Origin of the sequence: Methylobacterium bullatum (assembly GCF_014845095.1) — a bacterium.
GTDB classification, from domain to species: Bacteria; Pseudomonadota; Alphaproteobacteria; order Rhizobiales; family Beijerinckiaceae; genus Methylobacterium; species Methylobacterium bullatum.
On record NZ_NKUG01000122.1, the window covers coordinates 1 to 19,824 of the forward strand.

Annotated in this window: 20 protein-coding genes and 2 pseudogenes; 14 read left to right on the forward strand and 8 right to left on the reverse strand. The window is 69.1% G+C overall.

Features of this window, described 5'->3' with window-relative positions:
* A pseudogene (locus MBTS_RS16935) lies at positions 1–708 on the reverse strand (ATP-dependent DNA ligase); the annotation flags it as partial.
* On the reverse strand, positions 705–1,751 hold the full coding sequence (locus MBTS_RS16940; RefSeq protein WP_192216082.1) for a ligase-associated DNA damage response exonuclease: 1,047 nt from the start codon (positions 1,749–1,751) through the stop codon (positions 705–707). The gene MBTS_RS16940 and the pseudogene MBTS_RS16935, both read right to left, overlap by 4 nt.
* A 70-nt stretch (positions 1,752–1,821) precedes the next feature.
* Here MBTS_RS16940 and MBTS_RS16945 point away from each other — a divergent pair, with 70 nt between their 5' ends.
* Both MBTS_RS16945 and MBTS_RS16950 read left to right on the forward strand, forming a co-directional pair.
* Positions 1,822–2,778 (forward strand): class I SAM-dependent methyltransferase, encoded by a 957-nt coding sequence (locus tag MBTS_RS16945; protein ID WP_192216083.1) that lies wholly within the window; start codon positions 1,822–1,824, stop codon positions 2,776–2,778.
* A 248-nt stretch (positions 2,779–3,026) separates the two neighbouring features.
* Positions 3,027–3,761: a YoaK family protein gene (locus MBTS_RS16950; protein ID WP_056147025.1), complete on the forward strand. Its 735-nt coding sequence runs from the start codon at positions 3,027–3,029 to the stop codon at positions 3,759–3,761.
* Position 3,762: 1 nt separating this feature from the next.
* Here the strand turns inward: MBTS_RS16950 and arfB are convergent, their stop codons facing one another.
* Complete coding sequence (gene arfB / locus MBTS_RS16955) at positions 3,763–4,185, reverse strand: alternative ribosome rescue aminoacyl-tRNA hydrolase ArfB (RefSeq protein ID WP_027171187.1); 423 nt, start codon at positions 4,183–4,185, stop codon at positions 3,763–3,765.
* A gap of 31 nt (positions 4,186–4,216) precedes the next feature.
* On the reverse strand, positions 4,217–4,495 hold the full coding sequence (locus MBTS_RS16960) for a BolA family protein (RefSeq protein WP_147832997.1): 279 nt from the start codon (positions 4,493–4,495) through the stop codon (positions 4,217–4,219).
* Positions 4,496–4,635: 140 nt separating this feature from the next.
* On the opposite strand from MBTS_RS16960, the gene MBTS_RS16965 reads away from it, so the two are divergent.
* The 7 genes from MBTS_RS16965 (at position 4,636) to MBTS_RS16995 (ending at position 11,322) form a co-directional block, all read left to right on the forward strand.
* Entirely contained in the window at positions 4,636–5,268 is a 633-nt protein-coding gene (locus tag MBTS_RS16965) for a J domain-containing protein (protein WP_018046100.1), read from the forward strand.
* A 236-nt stretch (positions 5,269–5,504) separates the two neighbouring features.
* The gene (gene cobS, locus MBTS_RS16970) at positions 5,505–6,488 is read left to right on the forward strand and encodes a cobaltochelatase subunit CobS (RefSeq protein ID WP_018046099.1); all 984 of its coding nucleotides are present in this window, start codon (positions 5,505–5,507) and stop codon (positions 6,486–6,488) included.
* A gap of 20 nt (positions 6,489–6,508) precedes the next feature.
* Positions 6,509–7,006: a DUF29 domain-containing protein gene (locus MBTS_RS16975; RefSeq protein ID WP_192216084.1), complete on the forward strand. Its 498-nt coding sequence runs from the start codon at positions 6,509–6,511 to the stop codon at positions 7,004–7,006.
* 5 nt (positions 7,007–7,011) lie between these two features.
* Complete coding sequence (cobT, locus tag MBTS_RS16980; RefSeq protein WP_192216085.1) at positions 7,012–8,916, forward strand: cobaltochelatase subunit CobT; 1,905 nt, start codon at positions 7,012–7,014, stop codon at positions 8,914–8,916.
* A gap of 298 nt (positions 8,917–9,214) precedes the next feature.
* Positions 9,215–9,691: a BLUF domain-containing protein gene (locus MBTS_RS16985; RefSeq protein ID WP_192216086.1), complete on the forward strand. Its 477-nt coding sequence runs from the start codon at positions 9,215–9,217 to the stop codon at positions 9,689–9,691.
* Between the two features lie 253 nt (positions 9,692–9,944).
* On the forward strand, positions 9,945–10,859 hold the full coding sequence (locus MBTS_RS16990) for a cobalamin B12-binding domain-containing protein (protein ID WP_192216087.1): 915 nt from the start codon (positions 9,945–9,947) through the stop codon (positions 10,857–10,859).
* 40 nt (positions 10,860–10,899) lie between these two features.
* Positions 10,900–11,322, forward strand: coding sequence for a BLUF domain-containing protein (locus MBTS_RS16995; protein WP_056147037.1), 423 nt, complete (start codon positions 10,900–10,902; stop codon positions 11,320–11,322).
* 81 nt (positions 11,323–11,403) lie between these two features.
* Here the strand turns inward: MBTS_RS16995 and MBTS_RS17000 are convergent, their stop codons facing one another.
* The 4 genes from MBTS_RS17000 to rpmB all read right to left on the reverse strand — a co-directional run bounded on the left by MBTS_RS17000 (position 11,404) and on the right by rpmB (position 13,896).
* Positions 11,404–11,964 (reverse strand): TetR/AcrR family transcriptional regulator, encoded by a 561-nt coding sequence (locus MBTS_RS17000; protein WP_192216088.1) that lies wholly within the window; start codon positions 11,962–11,964, stop codon positions 11,404–11,406.
* Between the two features lie 7 nt (positions 11,965–11,971).
* Positions 11,972–12,445 carry a nuclear transport factor 2 family protein gene (locus MBTS_RS17005; protein WP_056147043.1) on the reverse strand — a complete coding sequence of 158 codons (474 nt, stop codon included), beginning with the start codon at positions 12,443–12,445 and terminating at the stop codon, positions 11,972–11,974.
* 73 nt (positions 12,446–12,518) lie between these two features.
* Positions 12,519–13,448 (reverse strand): AEC family transporter, encoded by a 930-nt coding sequence (locus tag MBTS_RS17010; RefSeq protein ID WP_018046087.1) that lies wholly within the window; start codon positions 13,446–13,448, stop codon positions 12,519–12,521.
* A 142-nt stretch (positions 13,449–13,590) separates the two neighbouring features.
* A complete protein-coding gene (rpmB, locus tag MBTS_RS17015) occupies positions 13,591–13,896 on the reverse strand; it encodes a 50S ribosomal protein L28 (RefSeq protein ID WP_018046086.1) in 306 nt (101 codons plus the stop codon).
* Between the two features lie 333 nt (positions 13,897–14,229).
* On the opposite strand from rpmB, the gene MBTS_RS17020 reads away from it, so the two are divergent.
* From MBTS_RS17020 to MBTS_RS23835, 5 genes and pseudogenes are all read left to right on the forward strand, one after another.
* The gene (locus tag MBTS_RS17020; RefSeq protein WP_192216089.1) at positions 14,230–15,123 is read left to right on the forward strand and encodes a DUF3108 domain-containing protein; all 894 of its coding nucleotides are present in this window, start codon (positions 14,230–14,232) and stop codon (positions 15,121–15,123) included.
* Between the two features lie 38 nt (positions 15,124–15,161).
* Complete coding sequence (locus MBTS_RS17025; protein WP_192216090.1) at positions 15,162–15,749, forward strand: hypothetical protein; 588 nt, start codon at positions 15,162–15,164, stop codon at positions 15,747–15,749.
* Positions 15,746–16,111: a hypothetical protein gene (locus tag MBTS_RS17030; protein ID WP_147832989.1), complete on the forward strand. Its 366-nt coding sequence runs from the start codon at positions 15,746–15,748 to the stop codon at positions 16,109–16,111. The genes MBTS_RS17025 and MBTS_RS17030 overlap by 4 nt, the downstream gene beginning before the upstream one ends.
* A gap of 194 nt (positions 16,112–16,305) precedes the next feature.
* Entirely contained in the window at positions 16,306–19,716 is a 3,411-nt protein-coding gene (locus tag MBTS_RS17035) for a helicase-related protein (protein ID WP_192216091.1), read from the forward strand.
* 22 nt (positions 19,717–19,738) lie between these two features.
* A pseudogene (locus tag MBTS_RS23835) lies at positions 19,739–19,824 on the forward strand (RNA-binding S4 domain-containing protein); the annotation flags it as partial.

A 19,824-nucleotide genomic window follows, 5' to 3' on the forward strand; every position in this document is an offset into this window, starting at 1 on the left:
CGCATCGGCCTCGTGGCCACCGAGCGCCCCCACCGCCGTCTTGGCGAGGCGCGCCGAGACGCCGACGCGCAGAGCCCCGGTGATGAGCTTGAGAAGTGCCCAGCGCCCGGTCTCGTCCAGCGCATCGAGCCAGCCGGCGATATGGGCCGGCAGGTCGGATTTCTTCGTGATGCGCAGCGTGTCCACCACCTCGGCGAGGGTGGGAATGTGCGGGGGCGGGTTGTTGTGGCCTGGACCAACCCCTCTCCCCGCACGCGGGGAGAGGGCTCTGCCGACCTCGTCGTCGGCAGAGCGAGGCGGCAGCCGAGGGTGAGGGGGCGAAGCCGGAGGAGCCTCGTCCGGAGACACCCCCTCACCCTCGCCCTCCGGGCTTGCCGCGCCGACGCCGAGGTCGTCGCGGCCCTCTCCCCGCCCGGCGGGGAGAGGGGAAGCGGCGGAGACCGGCCAGATCAGCGCGGTGGTCTCGGCGAGATCGCCCACATAGTTATGCGAGAGCGCGAACAGCACCGGATCGACCCGCGCCTCCACCAACCCGCGGATCATCGCCGGCTTGGCTTCGCGGAAGCTGAGGTTGCCGGTCATGGCGGCCAGCGCCCAGCCCCGTTCCGGGTCCGGCGCATGGGCAAAGTAATCCTGCAGCAGGCGCAGCTTGGCGTTGCGGCGCGGCTCGTAGGCGAGGCGGTCAAGGAGATGGGCGAAGTCGTTCACGCGGCGGCCTCCTCGGCCGGCGCGGCGGTTTCGCCCTCGCCGTCGTCGCCATAGCCCAGCATGTGCAGCGGTTTCGCCTTGATCCCTTGCGTCCCGCACCAATGCACCAGGGCGTCCTCCTGCCCGTGGGTGACCCAGACCTCCCCCGCCCCGGTCTCCCGGATGGTGCGGCAGAGGTCGGGCCAGTCGGAATGGTCGGAGATGACGAGGGGGAGTTCGGCGCCCTTCTGCCGGGCACGCGCCCGCACCCGCATCCAGCCGGAAGCAAAGGAGGTGACGGGATCGGGGAATTTGCGCGACCACACGTCCTGGATCGCCGAGGGCGGGCAGAGCACGATGGCCCCGTGGAGTTTTCCGCGCTCCGCAGCGACGACCTTCGGCGTCTCGCCCAGGGGAATGCCCTCGCGCTTGTAGAGCTCCGTCAACTTCTCCATGGCGCCGTGGAGATAGATCGGTTCGTCGTAGCCGGCCTCCCGCAGCAGGGCCATGACCCGCTGCGCCTTGCCGAGCGCATAGGCGCCGACGATGTGGGCGCGCTCGGGGAACAGGGCGACCGAGTCGAGAAGCTTCCTCACCTCGTCCTTCGTGTCGGGCATCCGGAACACCGGCAGGCCGAAGGTCGCCTCGGTGATGAAGACGTCGCAGGGCAAGACCTCGAAGGGCAGGCAGGTCGGGTCGTAGGCGCGCTTGTAATCGCCCGACACCACCACCCGGACGCCCTGCGCTTGAATCGCGATCTGGGCCGAGCCGAGGACGTGGCCGGCGGGCGCGAAGCGCACGGTGACGTCGCCGATGCGGATCTCCTCGCCGAGCACCGCCTCCTGGCGCGTCTCGCAAAAATCCTCGCCGTAGCGCACGGCCATGATCCGCAGGGTCTGGCCCGTGGCCAGCACCTTGCCGTGGCCGGACCGGGCATGGTCGGCATGGCCGTGGGTGATGAGCGCACGCGGCACCGGCCAGGTCGGGTCCACGTGGAATCCGCCCAGCGGACAATACAGGCCCTCGCGGGTCAGGGTCAGGAGGTCGCTCGCACTCAGACTCATGCGGGGGGCCGAACTGAGAGGGGCCGAACATGGGGATGGCGGATCATGCGACGTGATATAGGGCGCTCGCATGAACCCGCGAGCGCAGACGTCACTTCAGAACAGTTCGGGCGATCTCCTCGCCGACCGGCGCTACGCCTATGCGGAGGCCTGCCTCGTGGAGGGCGACGCGCAGGGGGCGGCCGAGATGGCCGAGCAGGCCCTGGAGATCGCGCCGCGTTACGCCGCCGCGTGGTTCCTCCTCGGGAGGGCGCGGGAGGCCCGCCACCTCGCCACGGCGGATCCCGGCGACCACCACGCCGCCCTCAGGGCCTATGGCAACGCCCTCGATCTCGATCCGCACGACGAACTCGGTGCCCGGCTGCGCCTCGTCCAGATCGGCCAGGGCGACGCCCTCGGCTCGATCTCGCCGGCCTATATCCGCGCCCTGTTCGACGGCTACGCCCCGCGTTTCGAGCGCCACCTCGTGAACGACCTGCAGTATCGCGGGCCGGACCTGCTGGTGGAGGCCCTCGACGCCCTGGACGCGGCGCCGGAGAGCTTCGGCGACGTGCTCGACCTCGGCTGCGGCACCGGCCTGATGGGCGAGGCGCTGGCCGGCCGGACCCGGACCCTCACGGGGATCGACGTCTCCCCCGGCATGCTGGCGCAGGCCGCCCGGCGCAAGCGCTACGACCGCCTGGTGGAGGGGGATCTCACCCGCCTTCTCGCGGAGGAGCCCCCGGACAGTGCCGACCTCGTCGTGGCGGCGGACGTCTTCATCTATGTGGGCGGCCTCACGCGGGTGATGGCGGAGATCGCGCGCATCCTGCGGCCCTCGGGCCTCGTCGCCTTCACGGTGCAGTGGCATTCCGAGGGCGGCCTCGTCCTCGGCGCCGATGCCCGCTACGCCCATGGCGAGCGCTATCTCCGGCAGGTGGCGGACGAGGCCGGTTTCGACCTCGCGCGCCTCGAACCGGCGGCGATCCGGCGCGAACGCGGGATCGACGTCGAGGGACGGGTGGCGGTGCTGCGTCCCAGACCCTGAGGCACCCCGAAGGCCTGAGCGAAGCTCGCGCTGGCATGCCAATGCGAGCCGTTCCGAGGCTGGCGCGCCGTAATCCCGATTGTGCACGATTGGGTTGAACCGAACCCTCTCGTCATGTGTTGCACGGCACGGCACTCCCCGAGCCCTGCCCATCGGGCGGACGCCAGCGGTTCCTCCGCGGCGCCCGATCGGTAAGGTCGGGCCTCACTCAGTCCGATCCGTTCTTCCCAAGGAGCCTGTGCAGACGCATGGCCGACAAGACCGACAAGTCGTTTCCCGCCAGCCCGACGACGCGCATCCCCTTCGCCCTCGCCCTGTCGGCGCTGGCCGGCTGCGCCGATTCCATCGGCTTCCTCGAATTCTCACAGCTCTTCATGTCGTTCATGAGCGGCAACACCACCCGCTTCGGCGTCTCGGTGAGCAAGTTCGATTGGGAGAGCACGGCGCGGGTCAGCTCGGTCATCGTCATGTTCTGCTTCGGCGCCTTCGCGGGCACGCTGATCGCGGCCTGGGTCGGGCGCTGGCGGCTCTCGGTGATGCTGCTGCTCCAGGCGGTGCTCCTCGCCATCGGCCTCGTCATGCCCTACGGCACCTTCTCCTGGCCGCTGCACGTCTATCCCATCGTCATCGCGCTCGGCCTCCAGAACGCCACGCTGCAGGACGAGGCCGGGCGCAGCCTCGCCCTTACCTATGTCACGGGGGCGGTGGTGCGGTTCGGGACCGGGCTCGCCAACCTCCTGATGGGCAAGGTCGCGCCCTCGTTCTGGATCCAGGCCCCCCTCTGGGGCGCCCTGAGCACCGGCGCGGTGACCGGCGGCTTCCTCCAGACCCATTACGGCGAGGATGCCTTCCTGTTCCCGGCGGCCCTCGCGGCGCTCCTCGCACTGATCGCCATCGCCCTCACGGTCCTGAAGCCCGGCAGCGCCTACGTCACCGGCGCCGAGGAATACCATCCGCCGGACGCGAGGGGACCGGTGAAGTAACTCAATCGCCCCCGCCGTCGCTGCGCAGGCGCTTGGTGGCGCCGCGGCGGGACTTCTCGTCGAGGCGGCGCTTCTTCGAGGCCAGGGTCGGGCGCGTGGCCCGGCGCGGCGTCGGCGGCACCGCCGCCTCGGCGACGAGGGCGGCGAGGCGCTCGCGCGCATCGGCCCGGTTGCGGTCCTGCGTCCGGAACTGCTGGGCCATGATGACGATGACGCCGTCCAGCGTCAGCCGCCGCCCGGCGAGGCGCATCAGGCGCACCGCCACGGCGTCGGGCAGGGATTGCGAGCGCCGCGCATCGAAGCGGAGCTGCACCGCCGTGGAGAGCTTGTTGACGTTCTGCCCCCCCGGCCCCGAGGAGCGCACGAAGGTCTCTTCGAGTTCCGCCTCGTCGATGGCGAGATGCGGGGTGCATTGCAGGGCCATCGCCACCATCTTCCTCGTATGCCGGAGCCGTTCAGGCGGCTTCGGACGGCGCCTTCGCCTTGACCGCGAGGGCGTGCAGCCCGCGCTTGAACGCCTCGTCGAGGACGCCGTTCACGATGCGGTGGCGATCGACCCGGCTCTTCCCCTCGAAGGCGGCCGAGACGATCTCCACCCGGAAATGCGTCTCCCCCTCGGGCCGCGCGCCCGAATGGCCCGCATGGAGGTGGGATTCGTCCACCACCGCCAGGGCCTGCGGCTCCAGTTGCGCGTCGAGCGCTCCGGTGATCCAATCCTTGAGCGTGCCGGCCATCGTGTCCTCGTCTTTCCGTCGCTTCGTTCCCGTCCCGTAGGCGCCTGGAGGCTTCGGGGTCGTCAACCCCCGATCTCCGCATGCGTCATCAGGCCCGCCGCCCTTGTGTCTCGGACACGCCCTCTCATAATCGCCCCACCATGGATCTCAACTCGCGCCTGTTCGACAGCATCCGCATCAAGCGAAAGCCCACCTGCGACGAGGCCAAGGCCGCGTCCCAGACGGGCTGCGAGACCCCCGGCTGCACCAATGCCGGGCTCTACCGCGCTCCCAAGGGCCGCAAGGCGGAAGGCCAGTACTGGCGCTTCTGCATCGACCACGTGCGCGCCTACAACGCCACCTACAACTACTTCGACGGCATGAACGACGCCGCCGTCCAGGCCTACCAGAAGGACGCCGTGATCGGGCACCGCCCGACCTGGGCCATGGGCGTGAACCCGGCGACGCGGGCGGCCGGGGCGAAAACGGGCGAGCCGAAGCGCGACTGGGCCTATGTCGACCCGCTCGACATCCTGCGCAGCGAAGGCGTCGGCGAGACCTCGCGCCGGGCCAAGCCCGAGCCGAGCCGGCCGCGCCTCACGGTGGCCGCCCTGAAGGCCCTCGACGTGCTGGGTCTCGACGAGAACGCGGACACCGCCGCCATCAAGGCGCAGTACAAGGTGCTGGTGAAGCGCTTCCACCCCGACGCCAATGGCGGCGACCGCTCGTTCGAGGAGCGCCTGCGCGACATCATCCGCGCCCACGACACCCTGCGCGCCGCCGGCCTGTGCTGAGCCGGATCCCGGAACGCGGCACGAACGATGCAGCGTTTTTCGAAATCTCGTGCGGCGTGAGGCGGCAATCCGCGCGGGAGGCCCTATATCGAGTCCTCGCACCCCTTGGCGTCCGCCGACGCAGCCCCTTACAAGGTGGCATTCCACGTCCTGCCCCGCGCGGGAACCGGCAATGCCCACCGTGATAGATCCCGCGAGCCCGGTCCATGCCGGAGCCCGCCCCGACGAGGTCCCGTATGCTCTCTGACGACACCCCCGCCTCGCTGCCCGACCGGACCGTCTCCGTCCGCGAGGCCTTCGGCATCGATCTCGACCTCCAGGTGCCGGCCTTCTCGCAGAGCGAGGAGCACGTTCCCGATCTCGACCCGGATTACATCTTCGACCGGGAGACCACCCTGGCGATCCTGGCGGGCTTCGCCCGCAACCGCCGCGTCATGGTCACCGGCTATCACGGCACCGGCAAGTCGACCCATATCGAACAGGTCGCCGCCCGCCTGAACTGGCCCTGCATCCGGATCAACCTCGACAGCCACGTCTCCCGTATCGACCTCGTCGGCAAGGACGCGATCGTGCTGAAGGACGGCAAGCAGATCACCGCCTTCCAGGACGGCATCCTGCCCTGGGCGCTGCAGAACAACGTGGCGCTGGTCTTCGACGAATACGATGCCGGCCGCCCGGACGTGATGTTCGTGATCCAGCGCGTGCTCGAAGTCTCCGGCCGCCTGACGCTCCTCGACCAGAAGCGGGTGATCCGCCCCCACCCGGCCTTCCGGCTGTTCGCCACCGCCAACACGGTGGGGCTGGGCGACACGTCCGGCCTCTATCACGGCACCCAGCAGATCAACCAGGGCCAGATGGACCGCTGGTCCATCGTGACGACGCTGAACTACCTCGCCCATGACCGCGAGGTGGACATCGTCCTGTCGAAGGCGCTGCATTACCAGCGCGACGGCGGGCGCGACATCGTCAGCCGCATGGTCCGCGTGGCCGACCTGACCCGCAACGCCTTCATGAACGGCGACCTCTCCACCGTCATGAGCCCGCGCACGGTGATCACCTGGGCCGAGAACGCCGACATCTTCCAGGATATCGGCTTCGCCTTCCGGGTGACCTTCCTCAACAAGTGCGATGAGCTGGAGCGCACCCTGGTGGCGGAGTTCTACCAGCGCGCCTTCGGCAAGGAACTGCCCGAGAGCGCGATGAACGTGGCGCTGAGCTGAGGATCGACGCGGAGGACGCGATGGCCGAACCGGCCTTGAAGGGCGAACCGACCGAAGGCGCGACCTCCCGCTCGGGCCGGACGCGCTACGAGGACGACCTCTACACCTGGGTTCAGGAGCAGGTCGCCCTGCTCCGGGCCGGACGGGTCGATGCGCTCGACGTCGAACACATCGCCGAGGAGCTGGAAGGGTTGTCGAAGAGCGAGTTCGCCAAGCTCCAGAGCGCCCTGCGCGTCCTCGTCATGCACATGCTGAAATGGGATCAGCAGCCGGAGCACCGGACCCCGAGCTGGATCTTCTCGATCCGTGAGCAGCGGCGGCGCTACGCCCGGATCTTGTCGAGCAATCCGGGGCTGAAGCCTCGCATCGACGAGGCCCTGGGCGACGCCTACCCGGACGCGCGCGACTGGGCCGCCGACGAGACCCACCTGCCGCCGGATGAGTTTCCCTCCGAATGCCCCTATTCGTGGGACGACATTCTGCAGCGTCCCTTCGATTTCGATTCTGTAAAGAAGTAGCGATCGTGGCCATCTCGAACCGCAAAGCCGGCGAACGCCGGGAGCCCATCGCCGAACCGCTGAAGCGCTCGGTGGCCGGATGCCTGCGCGCCATCGCCAAGCGCTCCGAGATCGAGGTGGTCTATGCCAGCGACCGGCCGGCGCTCACCGGCGACAAGGCGCGCCTGCCCGAGCCGCCGCGCAAGCTGACGCCGGAGGATGTGGCGATCCTGCGCGGCAACGCCGATTCGATGGCGCTGCGCCTCGGCTGCCACGATGTGGCCGTCCATCGCCGCCTCGCCCCGGAGAATGCCGGCGCCCGCGCCGTGTTCGATGCCGTGGAGCAGGCCCGCGTGGAGGCCATCGGCTCGCGCCGGATGGCCGGCGTCGCCTCGAACCTCACGGCGATGCTGGAGGACCGCTACCATCGTGGCGGCAAGTACGAGGACATCACCGACCGGGCCGACGCCCCGATGGAGGATGCCGTCGCCCTGATGGTGCGCGAACGCCTGACCGGGGAAGCCCCGCCGAAGGCCGCGCGCAAGATCGTCGAGTTGTGGCGCTCCCATATCGAGGAGAAGGCCGGTCCCAGCCTCGATGGACTGATCGGCAATCTCGAGAACCAGCGCTCCTTCGCCCGCTCCGTGCGCGAGTTGCTGTCCTCCCTCGACATGGCGGACGAGACGCCGCTGGACCCCGAGGACGACGACAACGAGGACGAGAACGAAGGGCAGGACGACGAGCAGACCCCGAGCGAGGGCGAAGCCGAGGAGCAGTCCCAGGGCGACAAGTCCGAGATGGAGACCTCCGAGGAGGCCTCGGACGAGTTGCAGGACGGCGCCACGGAGGCCGCCGACGCGCCCTCGGGCGAGTTGCCGGACGAGTCCGAGAACGCCGAATCCGAGGAGGCCTCCGAGGCCAAGCGTCCGCCCAACAACCGGCCGGTCGAGCCGCGCGGCCCCGAATACAAGGTGTTCAACCCGCGCTTCGACGAGATGATCGACGCCGAGGATCTGTGCGACGCCGAAGAGCTCGCGCGCCTGCGCACTTATCTCGACAAGCAGCTGGCCCATCTCCAGGGCGTGGTCGGGCGCCTCGCCAACCGGCTGCAGCGCCGGTTGCTGGCGCAGCAGAACCGGGCCTGGGAATTCGACCTCGAAGAGGGCCAGCTCGATCCCGCCCGCCTCGTGCGGGTGATGACCGACCCGTTCCAGCCGCTCTCGTTCAAGCGCGAGAAGGACACCAATTTTCGCGACACCGTCGTCACGCTGCTGCTCGACAATTCCGGCTCCATGCGCGGCCGGCCGATCACGGTGGCGGCCACCTGCGCCGACATCCTGGCACGGACCCTGGAGCGCTGCGGCGTGAAGGTGGAGATCCTGGGCTTCACCACCCGCGCCTGGAAGGGCGGCCAGTCGCGCGAGGCGTGGCTGGCGGCGGGCAAGCCGAACGCGCCGGGCCGCCTCAACGACCTGCGCCACATCGTCTACAAAAGCGCCGACGCCCCCTGGCGCCGGGCGCGAAAAAACCTCGGGCTGATGATGCGCGAGGGCCTGCTCAAGGAGAACATCGACGGCGAGGCCCTGGACTGGGCGCACAAGCGCCTGCTCGCCCGGCCCGAACAGCGCAAGATCCTGATGGTGATCTCGGACGGCGCGCCGGTCGACGATTCGACCCTCTCGGTCAATCCGGGCAATTATCTCGAACGCCACCTGCGCTGGATGATCGAGGATATCGAGACCCGCTCACCGGTCGAACTCCTCGCCATCGGCATCGGCCACGACGTGACCCGCTATTACCGCCGCGCCGTCACCATCATCGACGCCGAGGAGCTCGGCGGGGCGATGACGGAGAAGCTGGCGGAATTGTTCGAGGAGGATGCGGGCGGCGGCGCCGTGCCGAGGCGCAAGGTTGCGGGCGGCCGGCGTTAGTGCTTCTCACGAAACTCCCGCTGCGCTGTCGTGCTTCGAGCGAGCGCCGACCGTGATCGGGAGTTTTGTGAGCACTCTTGGTTTCCATCATCCGGCAGTCGAAACGTGCGTGTGAAAGCGGGACGATCGGCTCGCCGTTCGGTTCTTGCCCGGATACTGGACGGAGTGCCGGACCTGCCATCTCCGCGCGACGACCCGGGCGATCCGGTTCCGGTTCCAAATCGGGCCGGATGCGTTATCGTGCCACCCGTGCATGGGGCGGAACGGCCCGTCCTGCATCGATGGAGCTGATCGACCCATGTTGGACGAATACGGCTTTCTCCGTGGCGCTGAGTCGGACGAGGGCGCACTGCCCGCGCTTTATCACTTCGTCTATTGCAGCCGTGCCGCCGACGGCGTCGATGACGCGGAGGTCGGCCGTATCGTCGAGTCGGCCAAGCGCCACAACCTCGCGCGCGGCATCACCGGCGTATTGGTTTTCGGCAGCGGCATCTTCTTCCAGTGGATCGAGGGACCGGCCGCGCAGATGCAAAATCTCATCGCGAGCCTGCATCATGATTCACGCCATCACGACATCGTTACGCTGAGCCAGAGCGAGGAAGAGCGGGAGCGTCTCTATCCGAACTGGGACATGGAAAAGGTGGAAGCCGAAGATATCCGCCTCGTCCTACAGGACGCCCTCGAAAGCACCGACGACAAAGACAATGTCGCGGCACTGACGCGAATAATTCAGCACCTCGACTCGGGCGCCATCCGTTCGCTTGGACAAAGCTAAGTAGACCAGCGCCCGGCAGCCTTCGGCCGATCCGACACCTGCGTCGTGTTCATGGTCATCGTGGCAGCGAAACCGGCGAAAGGAAGTGACGTCCTTTCCGTCTCTCCCGACGGATCGGATGGCATCCGGATTCGGAATTTTCTTGCAAGCTCCTTTACATTTTTTCGGAGCGGCGTTCTGATGTGCCCAAGAGGTGCACGGAATCGACCGGCAAGCGCCCCCTGCAGAGGAAGAGAGTTCAGGGGAGCGGACCATGTCAAACCTCGCTTCGTCCACCGCTACGTGGACCGACCCGTCGGCGCGTCAAGCCGGTTGGGTCTCGGAAGCTCGGCTTGCATATGCGCGCAAACGCACGGCCGAGGAAAGCCGCCATCGCGCCCTCGCTCTCAGCCGCATCGTCGAAACGGACATCATCCCTCGGTTGAAGCTGCTTCACCCGCAGCTCGCGCCCGCGGCGAGCGCTGCGCTCGCCAAACCCACTGCGCAGGAGATCGAAGCCTTCACGCAGCTCCTCCTCGGGCCGGACCTCGCGCCGGCATCGGACGCCGTCAGAGATCATCTGGCCAAGGGCCACTCCGCCGAGAGCATGTTTTTGGAACTTCTGGCGCCTGCCGCGTCCTTGCTTGGACGCTTATGGGACGAGGATTTCTGCGACTTCATCGAGGTGACCGTGGGCGTCGCTCGCCTCCAGTTGCTCCTCTCGCAATACAGACCCGAACCGAAGGCTTCCTCCCGCGACGAGCCCCGCTCCGCACTGTTGATGGGAGCGCCAGGCGAGTTGCATACGTTCGGCGTCGCCGTCGTCGAACAGTTCCTGGAAGTCGCCGAATGGCAGGTCGTGAGTGGCCTGGCGTCCAGCCCCGATGAGATCTCGAGCCTCGTTGGTTCCACCTGGTTCGACGTCGTGGGGCTGACGTTGAGCTGCGAGACTCGCCTCGATGGGCTGACGGCCTCGATCCGGTCGATCCGCGACGTCTCACGCAATCGTCACGTGGGCATCATGGTGGGCGGCCCCGTCTTCCTCGACAAGCCCGAACTCGTCGAGCGTGTCGGAGCGGACGCATCGGCCGTCGACGCACCGACGGCTGTCCTCCTGGCTCAGAGGCTCCTCGACATCGGTCTCGAAACCAGGCGTCGCCCCGATTCGAGGGCCATGGCTTCAGCGTGATCCCAGAGTTTCAGACCTAACTCGATGTGAGGCTGATACAATGAACCTCGTGCAGCTCATCTATGCGTCCCGTCCGTTCGGGTTCGATCACTCTGCCCTGGATAGCATCCTCGCCCAATCGCGGCGCTGCAATACGCGGGACGGTCTGACGGGCGCCCTGATTTGCCGCGGAGACATCTACCTTCAGCTTCTCGAAGGCGAGGCGGACGCCATCGATGCGACGTATGCGCGGATCCTCAGAGACGATCGACATCTCGAGATCAATCGCCTGTCATACGAAGTCGCCACCAAACGTCTTTTTCCGACCTGGGCCATGCGGAGCGATCCCGCACGCTCTTGGATGTGGTCCCAGGAAGACGTGGCCAACGGGGCAGCGACTCGGGCGTCGCCGGACCACGTGCTCGGGATTTTTCGACGGCTCGCGGCCGAGCCGGCTGAACGGCCTCGATTGACCATCGTATGATGTGCGATCGAACGGCTCGCATCGATGAGATGACCGCTTCGCCTTCGAACTGACTGGGACGCCCACGCCACCAGACATCGCTCACTCCGACACCAACCGCTCCTCCAACCGCCCCAGCATCCGGCCGAACACGGCCGGATCGTCGAGGGCGCGGGCGAGGACGAGGCCGCCCTGGATCGTCAGGACGGCGTCCTCGGCGAGGGAGTCCGCCTCGGCGGCCGGGCGCCCGGCGCGGATCAGCGCCTCCGCCAGGGCCTCGCGCCAATCCCGGAAGTAGCCGGCGATCCGGTCCGCGAATCCGTCGCGTCCTTCGGTGAGGGCGAAGGCGCCGACAAGGCAGACCCTCCGGCCCGAGCGGAAATAGGCATCCGTCTCCGACAGCATGAGCCGGATCGCCGCCCGTGGATCGGGATCGTCGCGCAGCGGCGCGTAGACCGTCTCCTCGAACCACGCGCCGATGGCGGCGAGGACGGCCTCGGCCATCTCGGCCTTGCCGCCGGGAAAGGCGTGATAGAGGCTGCCCTTGCCCAAGCCGGTGCGGGCACCGATGAGGGCGAGGCTCGCGCCCTCGTAGCCGTACTCGCGAAAGACCTCGGCGATGGCGGGCAGCGCATCCTCCCGCGCCCCCGGCTTCTTCGTCATGGTTAGGTCAGAGCCCGAGATCGGTGAGGCCGGGATGATCCTCCGGGCGCGGCGCGGCGCGGTCCCAGTGGAACTTGCGCTCCGATTCGGAGATCGCGAGGTCGTTGATGCTGGCATGCCGCAGCCGCATCAGGCCATGGGCGTCGAACTCCCAGTTCTCGTTGCCGTAGGCCCGGAACCAGTCGCCGGCCGCATCGTGGAATTCGTAGGCGAAGCGCACGGCGATGCGGTCGTCGGTGAAGGCCCAGATCTCCTTGATGAGCCGGTATTCGTACTCCTTCGCCCATTTGCGGGTGAGGAACGCGACGATGGCCGGACGGCCCGAGAAGAATTCCGACCGGTTCCGCCAGCGGCTGTCCGCCGTGTAGGCCAGCGAGACTTTTTCGGGGTTGCAGCCGTTCCAGCCGTTCTCGGCGGCGCGGACCTTCTGGATCGCGGTGTCACGGGTGAAGGGGGGCAGTGGCGGGCGGGATTCGGACATGGGCTCGGGCTCCTGCGCTTGTCTGTACCGATCGGTACAAACACTGCCCGCGCCGGTCAAGGCGTCGAATGTCTCAGCGGTGTCCGAGGATCGCCAGCCACGCCACGGTGGTGGCCACAGCGAGCAGGGTCGAGAGCATGACGGCGGCGGCGATCAACCCCGTCTCGGCCTTGTAGCGGACGGCCAGCAGGTAGGAGTTGATCCCCACGGGCATCGCCGCGAACAGGGTGGCGACCCCGGCATAGGCCGGCGGCATGGTGAAGACGTGGAAGGCCAGGACCCAGACCGCCAGCGGATGCAGGACGAGTTTCAGGCTCGTCACCACCATGGCGCCGGGCAGGTCGTGCAACACCCGGTAGCGCACGAGGCCGGCGCCGAGCGCGATCAGCGCGCAGGTGGAGGCGGTGCCGGCCAGCGCATCCACCAGCGACTTGACCATGCCGCCGGGCGCGAGCCCGAAGCTTCTCAGGACGAGACCGAGCATCAGCGACAGGAAGATCGGGTTGCGGAAGAGGACGAGGCCGAGCCCCTTCACCCGCTGGAGGACCGATCGCTGCCCATCCGATTCGATGAGGAAGGTGGCGCAGCCCATCATCAGCGGCAGGTGGACGGCGAGCAGCATGAAGAGCGGGAAGGCGCCCGCGTCGCCATAGGCCTGCAGGATCATCGGAACGCCGATGAAGATGGTGTTCGACTGGCTCGCCGCGAATCCGTGTAGGATCGCCCCCGTCCGCCCGACGCCCTCGCGGCGCAGGCCGATCAGCGAGCCGACGAGCCAGGACAGGCCGGCACCGCCGAAATAGCTGAACCAGTACGACCAGGTGACCTCGCCGGTGAGACCCGGCCGCGTCAGCGTCGCGATGATCAGCGCCGGCACCGCGATGGCGAAGACGTATTCGGAGAGGCCGTCGCTGACCTTCTCCGACAGGAACCCGGCGAGCGCCGCGACCCAGCCGATGAGGATCAGCCCGAAGATCGGGGCGATGAGCGAGAGCACGGTCATCGGTGAGAGCCGGAGAGCAGGGACGGTGGAATCAACGCGAACGGCCGCCGCATGCACGAAGCATGCGGCGGCCGTTCGAAATCAGAATGAGACGTCGAGCGTGATCGAAGCGGGCTCTCGCCGGCGCTTCGATATCGCAGCCTCAGGCGGCGGCCGGGGTCTCGACTTCGGCGAGCTTCTTGTGCAGCTCGCGCTTGATCAGACGGGCCGTCTGCGACAGCTCGATCTCGCGCGCCTTGATGAGGAAGGCATCGAGGCCGCCGCGGTGCTCCACCGAGCGCAGGGCGTGGGCCGTGACGCGCAGGCGCACCCGACGCTTCAGGGCGTCCGACTGCAGCGTGACCTGGCACAGGTTCGGCAGGAACCGGCACTTGGTCTTACGGTTCGAGTGGCTCACGAGGTGGCCGGTCTGCACGGCTTTGCCCGTGAGTTCGCAACGGCGCGACATTGTTCTAATTCCCGTCTCGTTCCGCGTCAGACCAGGCGATGGCGGAAGGCCGGTCGCAATGCGCCACGGGCCTCACGCACGCCAGAACCGATCGAGCGGCGTCTCATTGAAGGCGCGAGCCTATAGGGGAGCGGCAGGGTATCCGTCAAGGGCGGCGCTGCGTTTTGCCCATGGGAAACGCCGCACTCCGAGGCCGGCGCGGCGGCATTCACGAGGCCGGCGCCGCGCTGTCCATACGATGTGTTAACCACGAGCGGAGACGATGGCGGAACAATGCCGCCCGGTCCATTCCGCCGCACGGCGCCACGCCCTGGAACCTCAGAGCCTCAAGCCATGCGTGCCACGCGCCTCCTTCGCGCCAGCCTCCTCGCCGCCCTCGGGGTGATTCCCGCCTCCGAGGGATTCGCGCGGCCCAAAGCCACCGCCGCCGCCCCGGCGACGGTCACCGTCGATTACGGCATCGCTCTGGCCGGCATTCCCATCGGCACCGCCCAGGTGTCGGGACAGTTCGAGAGCGCGCGCTACCGCATGGACGTCTCGGCAAGGCTCACCGGCCTCGTGGGCGCCGTGACCGGGGGCATGGGCTCGGCCCGCGCCAGCGGCCTCATCGCGGAGGGGCCGCAGCCGAGCGCCTTTGCCATCTCCACCAAGACCTCGAATTCCGGCATCGCCGTGCGGATGGCGCTGGCGCGCGGCAACGTCACCCAATCGGAGGTGACGCCGCCGCTGATCGACATGGGCGACCGGGTGCCGGTGACCCCGGCCAACAAGCGCGGCATCGTCGATCCGGCCAGCGCCCTGATGATGCCGGCGGTGAGCCGCGGCGAGCTCACCGACCAGGCCAATTGCAACCGCACCATCCCGGTCTTCGACGGCGCGACGCGCTTCAACGTGGTGCTCAGCTACGGCGAGACGCGCACCGTCGAGAAGCCCGGCTATTCCGGCCCCGTCCTCGTCTGCAACGCCCGCTATCAGGCCATCGCCGGGCACCGCCCCGACCGGCCGGGGGTGAAGTTCATGGAGGACAACCGCGACATGTCGGTGTGGCTCGCCCCCGTGGAGGGCACCCGCGTGCTGCTGCCGGTGCGCATCGCCGTGCGCACGACGCTGGGCACCAACATCATCGAGGCGACCCGGTGGAACCGGGGCGGAGCCCAGACCGTGACCGCCCAAGCCGCAGGGCAGGCGTCGGGCCAGGTGGCGCAGGCGACCCTGTTCGATCAATAGACGCGGCTCCGGCCGGGCGGGCGGGAATCGTCCGAATCATGGACGGGCAGATCGTGGACGGGCAGGTCGTGGACGGGCAGGTCGTGGACGGGCAGGTCGACATCGCGGTCTCGCGCCTTCGCTCGGCGGGGCTGTTCCTCATCGCCGTCGGGCTCACCGCCACCGCCGCATGGATGCTCCATGTGCGTCCCGAGACGCGAGGGCATGCAATGGCGCCCGGCGGGTACACCGAATTCATGCTGTGGCTCGGGCTGATCTTCTTCGGCGCGGCCAGCCTCGTCGGCGCGCCCCGGATGTTCCGCTCGGGCACGCTGGTCTCCGTCGGGCGCCGGGGCATCTTCGACCGGCGCCTGTCGACGGACTGGATCCCCTGGGACGCGATCGAGGACCTGCGGCCGGTCATGCTCAGCCGCCAGCGCTTCTTCGTGCTGCGCGTCGATCCGGCGCTATCGGCCGCGTTGCCGATCCTCCCCCGGCGCAGGGCGGGCGCGCGCTTCACCGGCCTCGGGGCGCATGGCTATGCCCTGTCCGGCAACGACCTGGAGGGCGGGTTCGCGGCCCTCGGCGAGGCCCTGTCCGCTGCGGCCGCCTGGCGCATCCCTCCCGGAACCGGAACCACCCGATGACGCGCCGCCCCTTCCCTCTGCGTGGCGTCGTCGCGCTCGCCGCGATCCTGATCGGCGTGCCGGCATGGTCCGGCCCCGCCCGTGCCGGCGGGCTGAGCACGGACGTCTCGCCCTGCGGGGGCGACGCCTATTCCTCGGCCGAGGTGATCGAGGGACAGCGTTCCCGACGCGGCCCCCTCGTCGCCATGCCCGACACGCTCTGCGCCGATCTGGCGCCGCAGCGGCCGGCGGACCCGGTGGAGATCTACGTCGATCCTTATGGGCAGAGGGGCGGTGGCTATCGGGGCGGTGGCGCCCCATATGGCGGTGGGACGCAGCGTGGGGTCCGGCCGCCCGGGCGGCCCCTGCGCAGCGACGACTGACCCAAGCGGCACTGATCCCGACCGATGGCCGGGATCGGCGCGTTCGGCGGACGCCCGCCGCCGCGCGGCCGCGCGGGCAGACGACGATGAGGTCTCCTCATCATCGTCTGGTATGACACCTAGGCGGCCTCATCCACGGGCCGCCGCAAGAACCTGCCGCCGGCTTCTCGGCCGAAGGGACCAGCCCCTCGCACATGACGCGCCGCTCCCTCCCCCCGCAGGCCCGCTCGCGCGGCGTCACGGCGGTGCTCGGGCCGACCAATACCGGCAAGACCCATCTCGCCATCGAGCGGATGCTCGCGCATCCCACGGGGATGATCGGGCTGCCCCTGCGCCTGCTGGCGCGGGAGGTCTACCTGCGCGTGGTGGCGCGGGTGGGGGTGGAGCACGTGGCCCTCGTCACCGGCGAGGAGAAGATCAAGCCGGACCGGCCGCGCTACTGGATCTCCACCATCGAGGCGATGCCGCGCGACCTCGACGTGGCGTATGTGGCCATCGACGAGATCCAGCTCGCCGCCGACATGGACCGCGGCTACGTCTTCACCGACCGCCTGCTGCACCAGCGCGGGCGCGAGGAGACGCTGCTCATCGGCTCCTCCACCATGCTGCCCCTGGTGCAGTCGCTGATTCCCGGCGTGCACACCACCACCCGCCCCCGCCTGTCGAAACTGACGTATGCGGGCGAGAAGAAGCTCGGGCGCCTGCCCCGGCGCACGGCCATCGTCGCCTTCTCGGCCGAGGAGGTCTACGCCATCGCCGAGCTGATCCGGCGCCAGCGCGGCGGGGCCGCCGTGGTGCTCGGTGCGCTGTCTCCGCGCACCCGCAACGCCCAGGTGGAGCTCTACCAGTCCGGCGACGTCGATTATCTCATCGCCACCGACGCGGTGGGGATGGGCCTCAACCTCGACGTCGATCACGTCGCCTTCGCGGCCAACTGGAAATACGACGGCACGCGCTTCCGCAGGCTGACGCCCCCGGAGATGGGGCAGATCGCGGGACGGGCCGGACGCCACCTCTCGGACGGCACCTTCGGCTCCACCGGGCGCTGCGCCCCGTTCGAGCCCGAGATGATCGAGGCCCTGGAGAACCACGATTTCGAGCCCCTCCGGGTGCTGCAATGGCGCAACCCCGATCTCGACTTCTCCTCGCTGAAGGCCCTTCAGGAGAGCCTGGACGCGCATCCCAACGAGAAGGGGCTCACCCGCGCGCCCATGGGCGAGGACCAATCCGCCCTCGAAATCCTGATGCGCGAGGACGACATCCGCGACATCGCCACCAATCCGACGGTGGTGCGACGCCTGTGGGACACCTGCGGCGTGCCCGATTACCGCAAGGTCCATCCCCAGACCCATGCGGATCTCGTCGCCCAGCTGTTCCGCTTCCTCATGCGGGGCATGGCCGGGCGCATCCCCAACGACTGGTTCGCCAAGCACGTGGCGATGATCGACCGCACCGACGGCGACATCGACGCCCTGTCCCAGCGCATCGCCCAGGGGCGAACCTGGACCTTCGTCGCGAACCGTCCGGACTGGCTGATTGATCCGGTGCATTGGCAGGGCGAGACGCGTCGGGTAGAGGACAGGCTGTCCGACGCCCTGCACGAGCGCCTTGCGAGCCGTTTCGTCGATCGGCGCACTAGCGTCCTGATGCGGCGCCTGAGAGAGAATACGATGTTGGAAGCTGAGATCACCGCCGGCGGGGACGTTACCGTCGAGGGCCAGCATGTCGGCCATCTGCACGGGTTTCAGTTCGTCGCCGACCCGGGCGCGGAAGGCCACGAGGCCAAGACCCTGCGCAGCGCCGCCGAAAAGGCGCTGGGCGGCGAGATCGAGGCGCGCGCCGAGCGCTTCTCGGCCGCGGCGGATTCGTCCCTGGTCCTGTCCCATGACGGCATCATCCGCTGGACCGGAGACCCGGTCGCCAAGCTGATGCCGGGCGACAAGCTGTTCGAGCCGCATGTGCGGCTGCTCGCCGACGAGCAGCTCACGGGCCCGGCCCGCGACAAGGTCGAGACCCGGCTGGTGGCCTGGCTCAAGGCCTATGTGGTCCGCCTCCTCGGCCCGCTGATCGAGATCGAGACAGCGGCCGACCTCGTCGGCCTCTCGAAGGGCATCGGCTACCAGGTGGTCGAATCGCTCGGCGTCCTGGAGCGCTCGAAGGTGATGCACGAGATGCGCACCCTCGATCAGGAAGGGCGCGGGGCGCTGCGCCGCCACGGTGTCCGCTTCGGCGCCTATCACATCTTCCTGCCGGCCCTGCTCAAGCCGGCGCCGCGCACCCTGGCCGCCCAGCTCTGGGCGCTGAAGAACGGCGGCCTCGACCAGCGCGGCCTCGACGAGATCGCGCATCTGGCCGGTTCGGGCCGCACCTCGATCAAGGTCGATCCCGAAATCGCCAAGGGCCTCTACCGCGCCGCCGGCTTCCGCGTCTGCGGCGAGCGCGCCGTGCGCGTCGACATCCTGGAGCGTCTCGCCGACCTGATCCGCCCGGCGGTGACCTATGTGCCCGGCACCACCCCCGGCGAGGCCCCGGCCGGCACCGCCGACGGCGACGCCTTCGTCGCCACCGTGGGCATGACCTCCCTGGTCGGCTGTTCGGGCGAGGATTTCGGATCGATCCTTAAATCCCTCGGCTACGTCGCCGAGAGCCGCCCCGGCCCGGCCATCACCGTGCCGCTGCGCCCCGCCGCAGCGACCCAGCCCATCGCCCCGGCGACCGCATCGACCGACGGGTCGGCGACGGTGTCCGAGGAGGCCGCCCCCGCGACCGACGAGGAGGCCAAGCCGGAAGGCGACACCGCTTCCGAAAACGAGACCACTTCCCAAAGCGAGGCCTCGACCGACACGGCCGAGCCCGTGGCGGAAGGCGTGCCCGATCCCGAGGCGGTATCCGAGGAGGCCGCGTCTTCCGAGGCAGACCTTGCCGAGACCGGCACCGTCGAGGCCGTCCCTGCCGAGGACGAGCCGTCACCGGCCGCCGCCGAGACATCGGTGGAGGCCACTGAAGAGCCCGAGGCGGCCGCCGTCCCCGTGGCGGAATCCGCGACCCTCGCGGATATCGAGGCGGAATCCGCGACCCTCGCGGATATCGAGGCGGAAACCGCCGAGACGGCCTCCGGCGACGCGGCCGAGGCCGAAGCGGCCACGGATTCCGTCCCGGCCGAGCCGGTGCTGGTGGAAATCTGGCGTCTCCAGCGGCATCAGCGCAGTTCCGCCCCGCGGCAGAACCGCCCACGCGGCGGCCGTGACGGCGCGCCGGCGGGCAACCGCGCTCCGGGCGAAGGCCGTCAGGACCGGCGCCCCGCTCATGCCGGCGCTCCCCGCGCGGGCGGTCCCGAGGGGGCCGAGCGCAACCGCGGCGGCCAGGGCGACAGGCCCGAGGGAGGCCGCCGGGATGGCGGCCGGCCCGAGGGTGGACGTCCTCCCCGCCGCGAGCGGTTCGAGCCCGGCCGGGTCCGTCCCGAGCGCCGCGACGAAGGCCGTCCCGCCGCGCAGCAGGAGCAGCGTCCGCAGCGCCGCGAGCGGGCTCCGGACCCGGATTCGCCCTTCGCCAAGCTGGCGGCGCTCAAGGCACAGCTCGAAGCCAGCGACGGCGGCAAGCGCTGAACCGGGGATCTGAAGAGGGCGGATGAAGCCGGGGCGGCAGCGTCTCGACAAGTGGCTCTGGTTCACCCGCTTCGCGCGGAGCCGCTCCCTTGCCGCCGCCCTGGTGGA

Coding starts and splice junctions, on each gene's coding strand:
- MBTS_RS17025 (WP_192216090.1), top strand. CDS start 15,162: ATGGACGGGCAGATCGTGGACGGGCAGGTCGTGGACGGGCAGGTCGTG.
- MBTS_RS16995 (WP_056147037.1), top strand. CDS start 10,900: ATGAACCTCGTGCAGCTCATCTATGCGTCCCGTCCGTTCGGGTTCGAT.
- MBTS_RS16960 (WP_147832997.1), bottom strand. CDS start 4,495: ATGGCCGGCACGCTCAAGGATTGGATCACCGGAGCGCTCGACGCGCAA.
- arfB (WP_027171187.1), bottom strand. CDS start 4,185: ATGGCCCTGCAATGCACCCCGCATCTCGCCATCGACGAGGCGGAACTC.
- MBTS_RS16990 (WP_192216087.1), top strand. CDS start 9,945: ATGTCAAACCTCGCTTCGTCCACCGCTACGTGGACCGACCCGTCGGCG.
- MBTS_RS17020 (WP_192216089.1), top strand. CDS start 14,230: ATGCGTGCCACGCGCCTCCTTCGCGCCAGCCTCCTCGCCGCCCTCGGG.
- MBTS_RS17000 (WP_192216088.1), bottom strand. CDS start 11,964: ATGACGAAGAAGCCGGGGGCGCGGGAGGATGCGCTGCCCGCCATCGCC.
- MBTS_RS16940 (WP_192216082.1), bottom strand. CDS start 1,751: ATGAGTCTGAGTGCGAGCGACCTCCTGACCCTGACCCGCGAGGGCCTG.
- rpmB (WP_018046086.1), bottom strand. CDS start 13,896: ATGTCGCGCCGTTGCGAACTCACGGGCAAAGCCGTGCAGACCGGCCAC.
- MBTS_RS16945 (WP_192216083.1), top strand. CDS start 1,822: ATGAACCCGCGAGCGCAGACGTCACTTCAGAACAGTTCGGGCGATCTC.
- MBTS_RS16950 (WP_056147025.1), top strand. CDS start 3,027: ATGGCCGACAAGACCGACAAGTCGTTTCCCGCCAGCCCGACGACGCGC.
- cobS (WP_018046099.1), top strand. CDS start 5,505: ATGCTCTCTGACGACACCCCCGCCTCGCTGCCCGACCGGACCGTCTCC.
- MBTS_RS16965 (WP_018046100.1), top strand. CDS start 4,636: ATGGATCTCAACTCGCGCCTGTTCGACAGCATCCGCATCAAGCGAAAG.
- MBTS_RS17005 (WP_056147043.1), bottom strand. CDS start 12,445: ATGTCCGAATCCCGCCCGCCACTGCCCCCCTTCACCCGTGACACCGCG.
- MBTS_RS17010 (WP_018046087.1), bottom strand. CDS start 13,448: ATGACCGTGCTCTCGCTCATCGCCCCGATCTTCGGGCTGATCCTCATC.
- MBTS_RS16975 (WP_192216084.1), top strand. CDS start 6,509: ATGGCCGAACCGGCCTTGAAGGGCGAACCGACCGAAGGCGCGACCTCC.
- MBTS_RS17030 (WP_147832989.1), top strand. CDS start 15,746: ATGACGCGCCGCCCCTTCCCTCTGCGTGGCGTCGTCGCGCTCGCCGCG.
- MBTS_RS17035 (WP_192216091.1), top strand. CDS start 16,306: ATGACGCGCCGCTCCCTCCCCCCGCAGGCCCGCTCGCGCGGCGTCACG.
- MBTS_RS16985 (WP_192216086.1), top strand. CDS start 9,215: ATGTTGGACGAATACGGCTTTCTCCGTGGCGCTGAGTCGGACGAGGGC.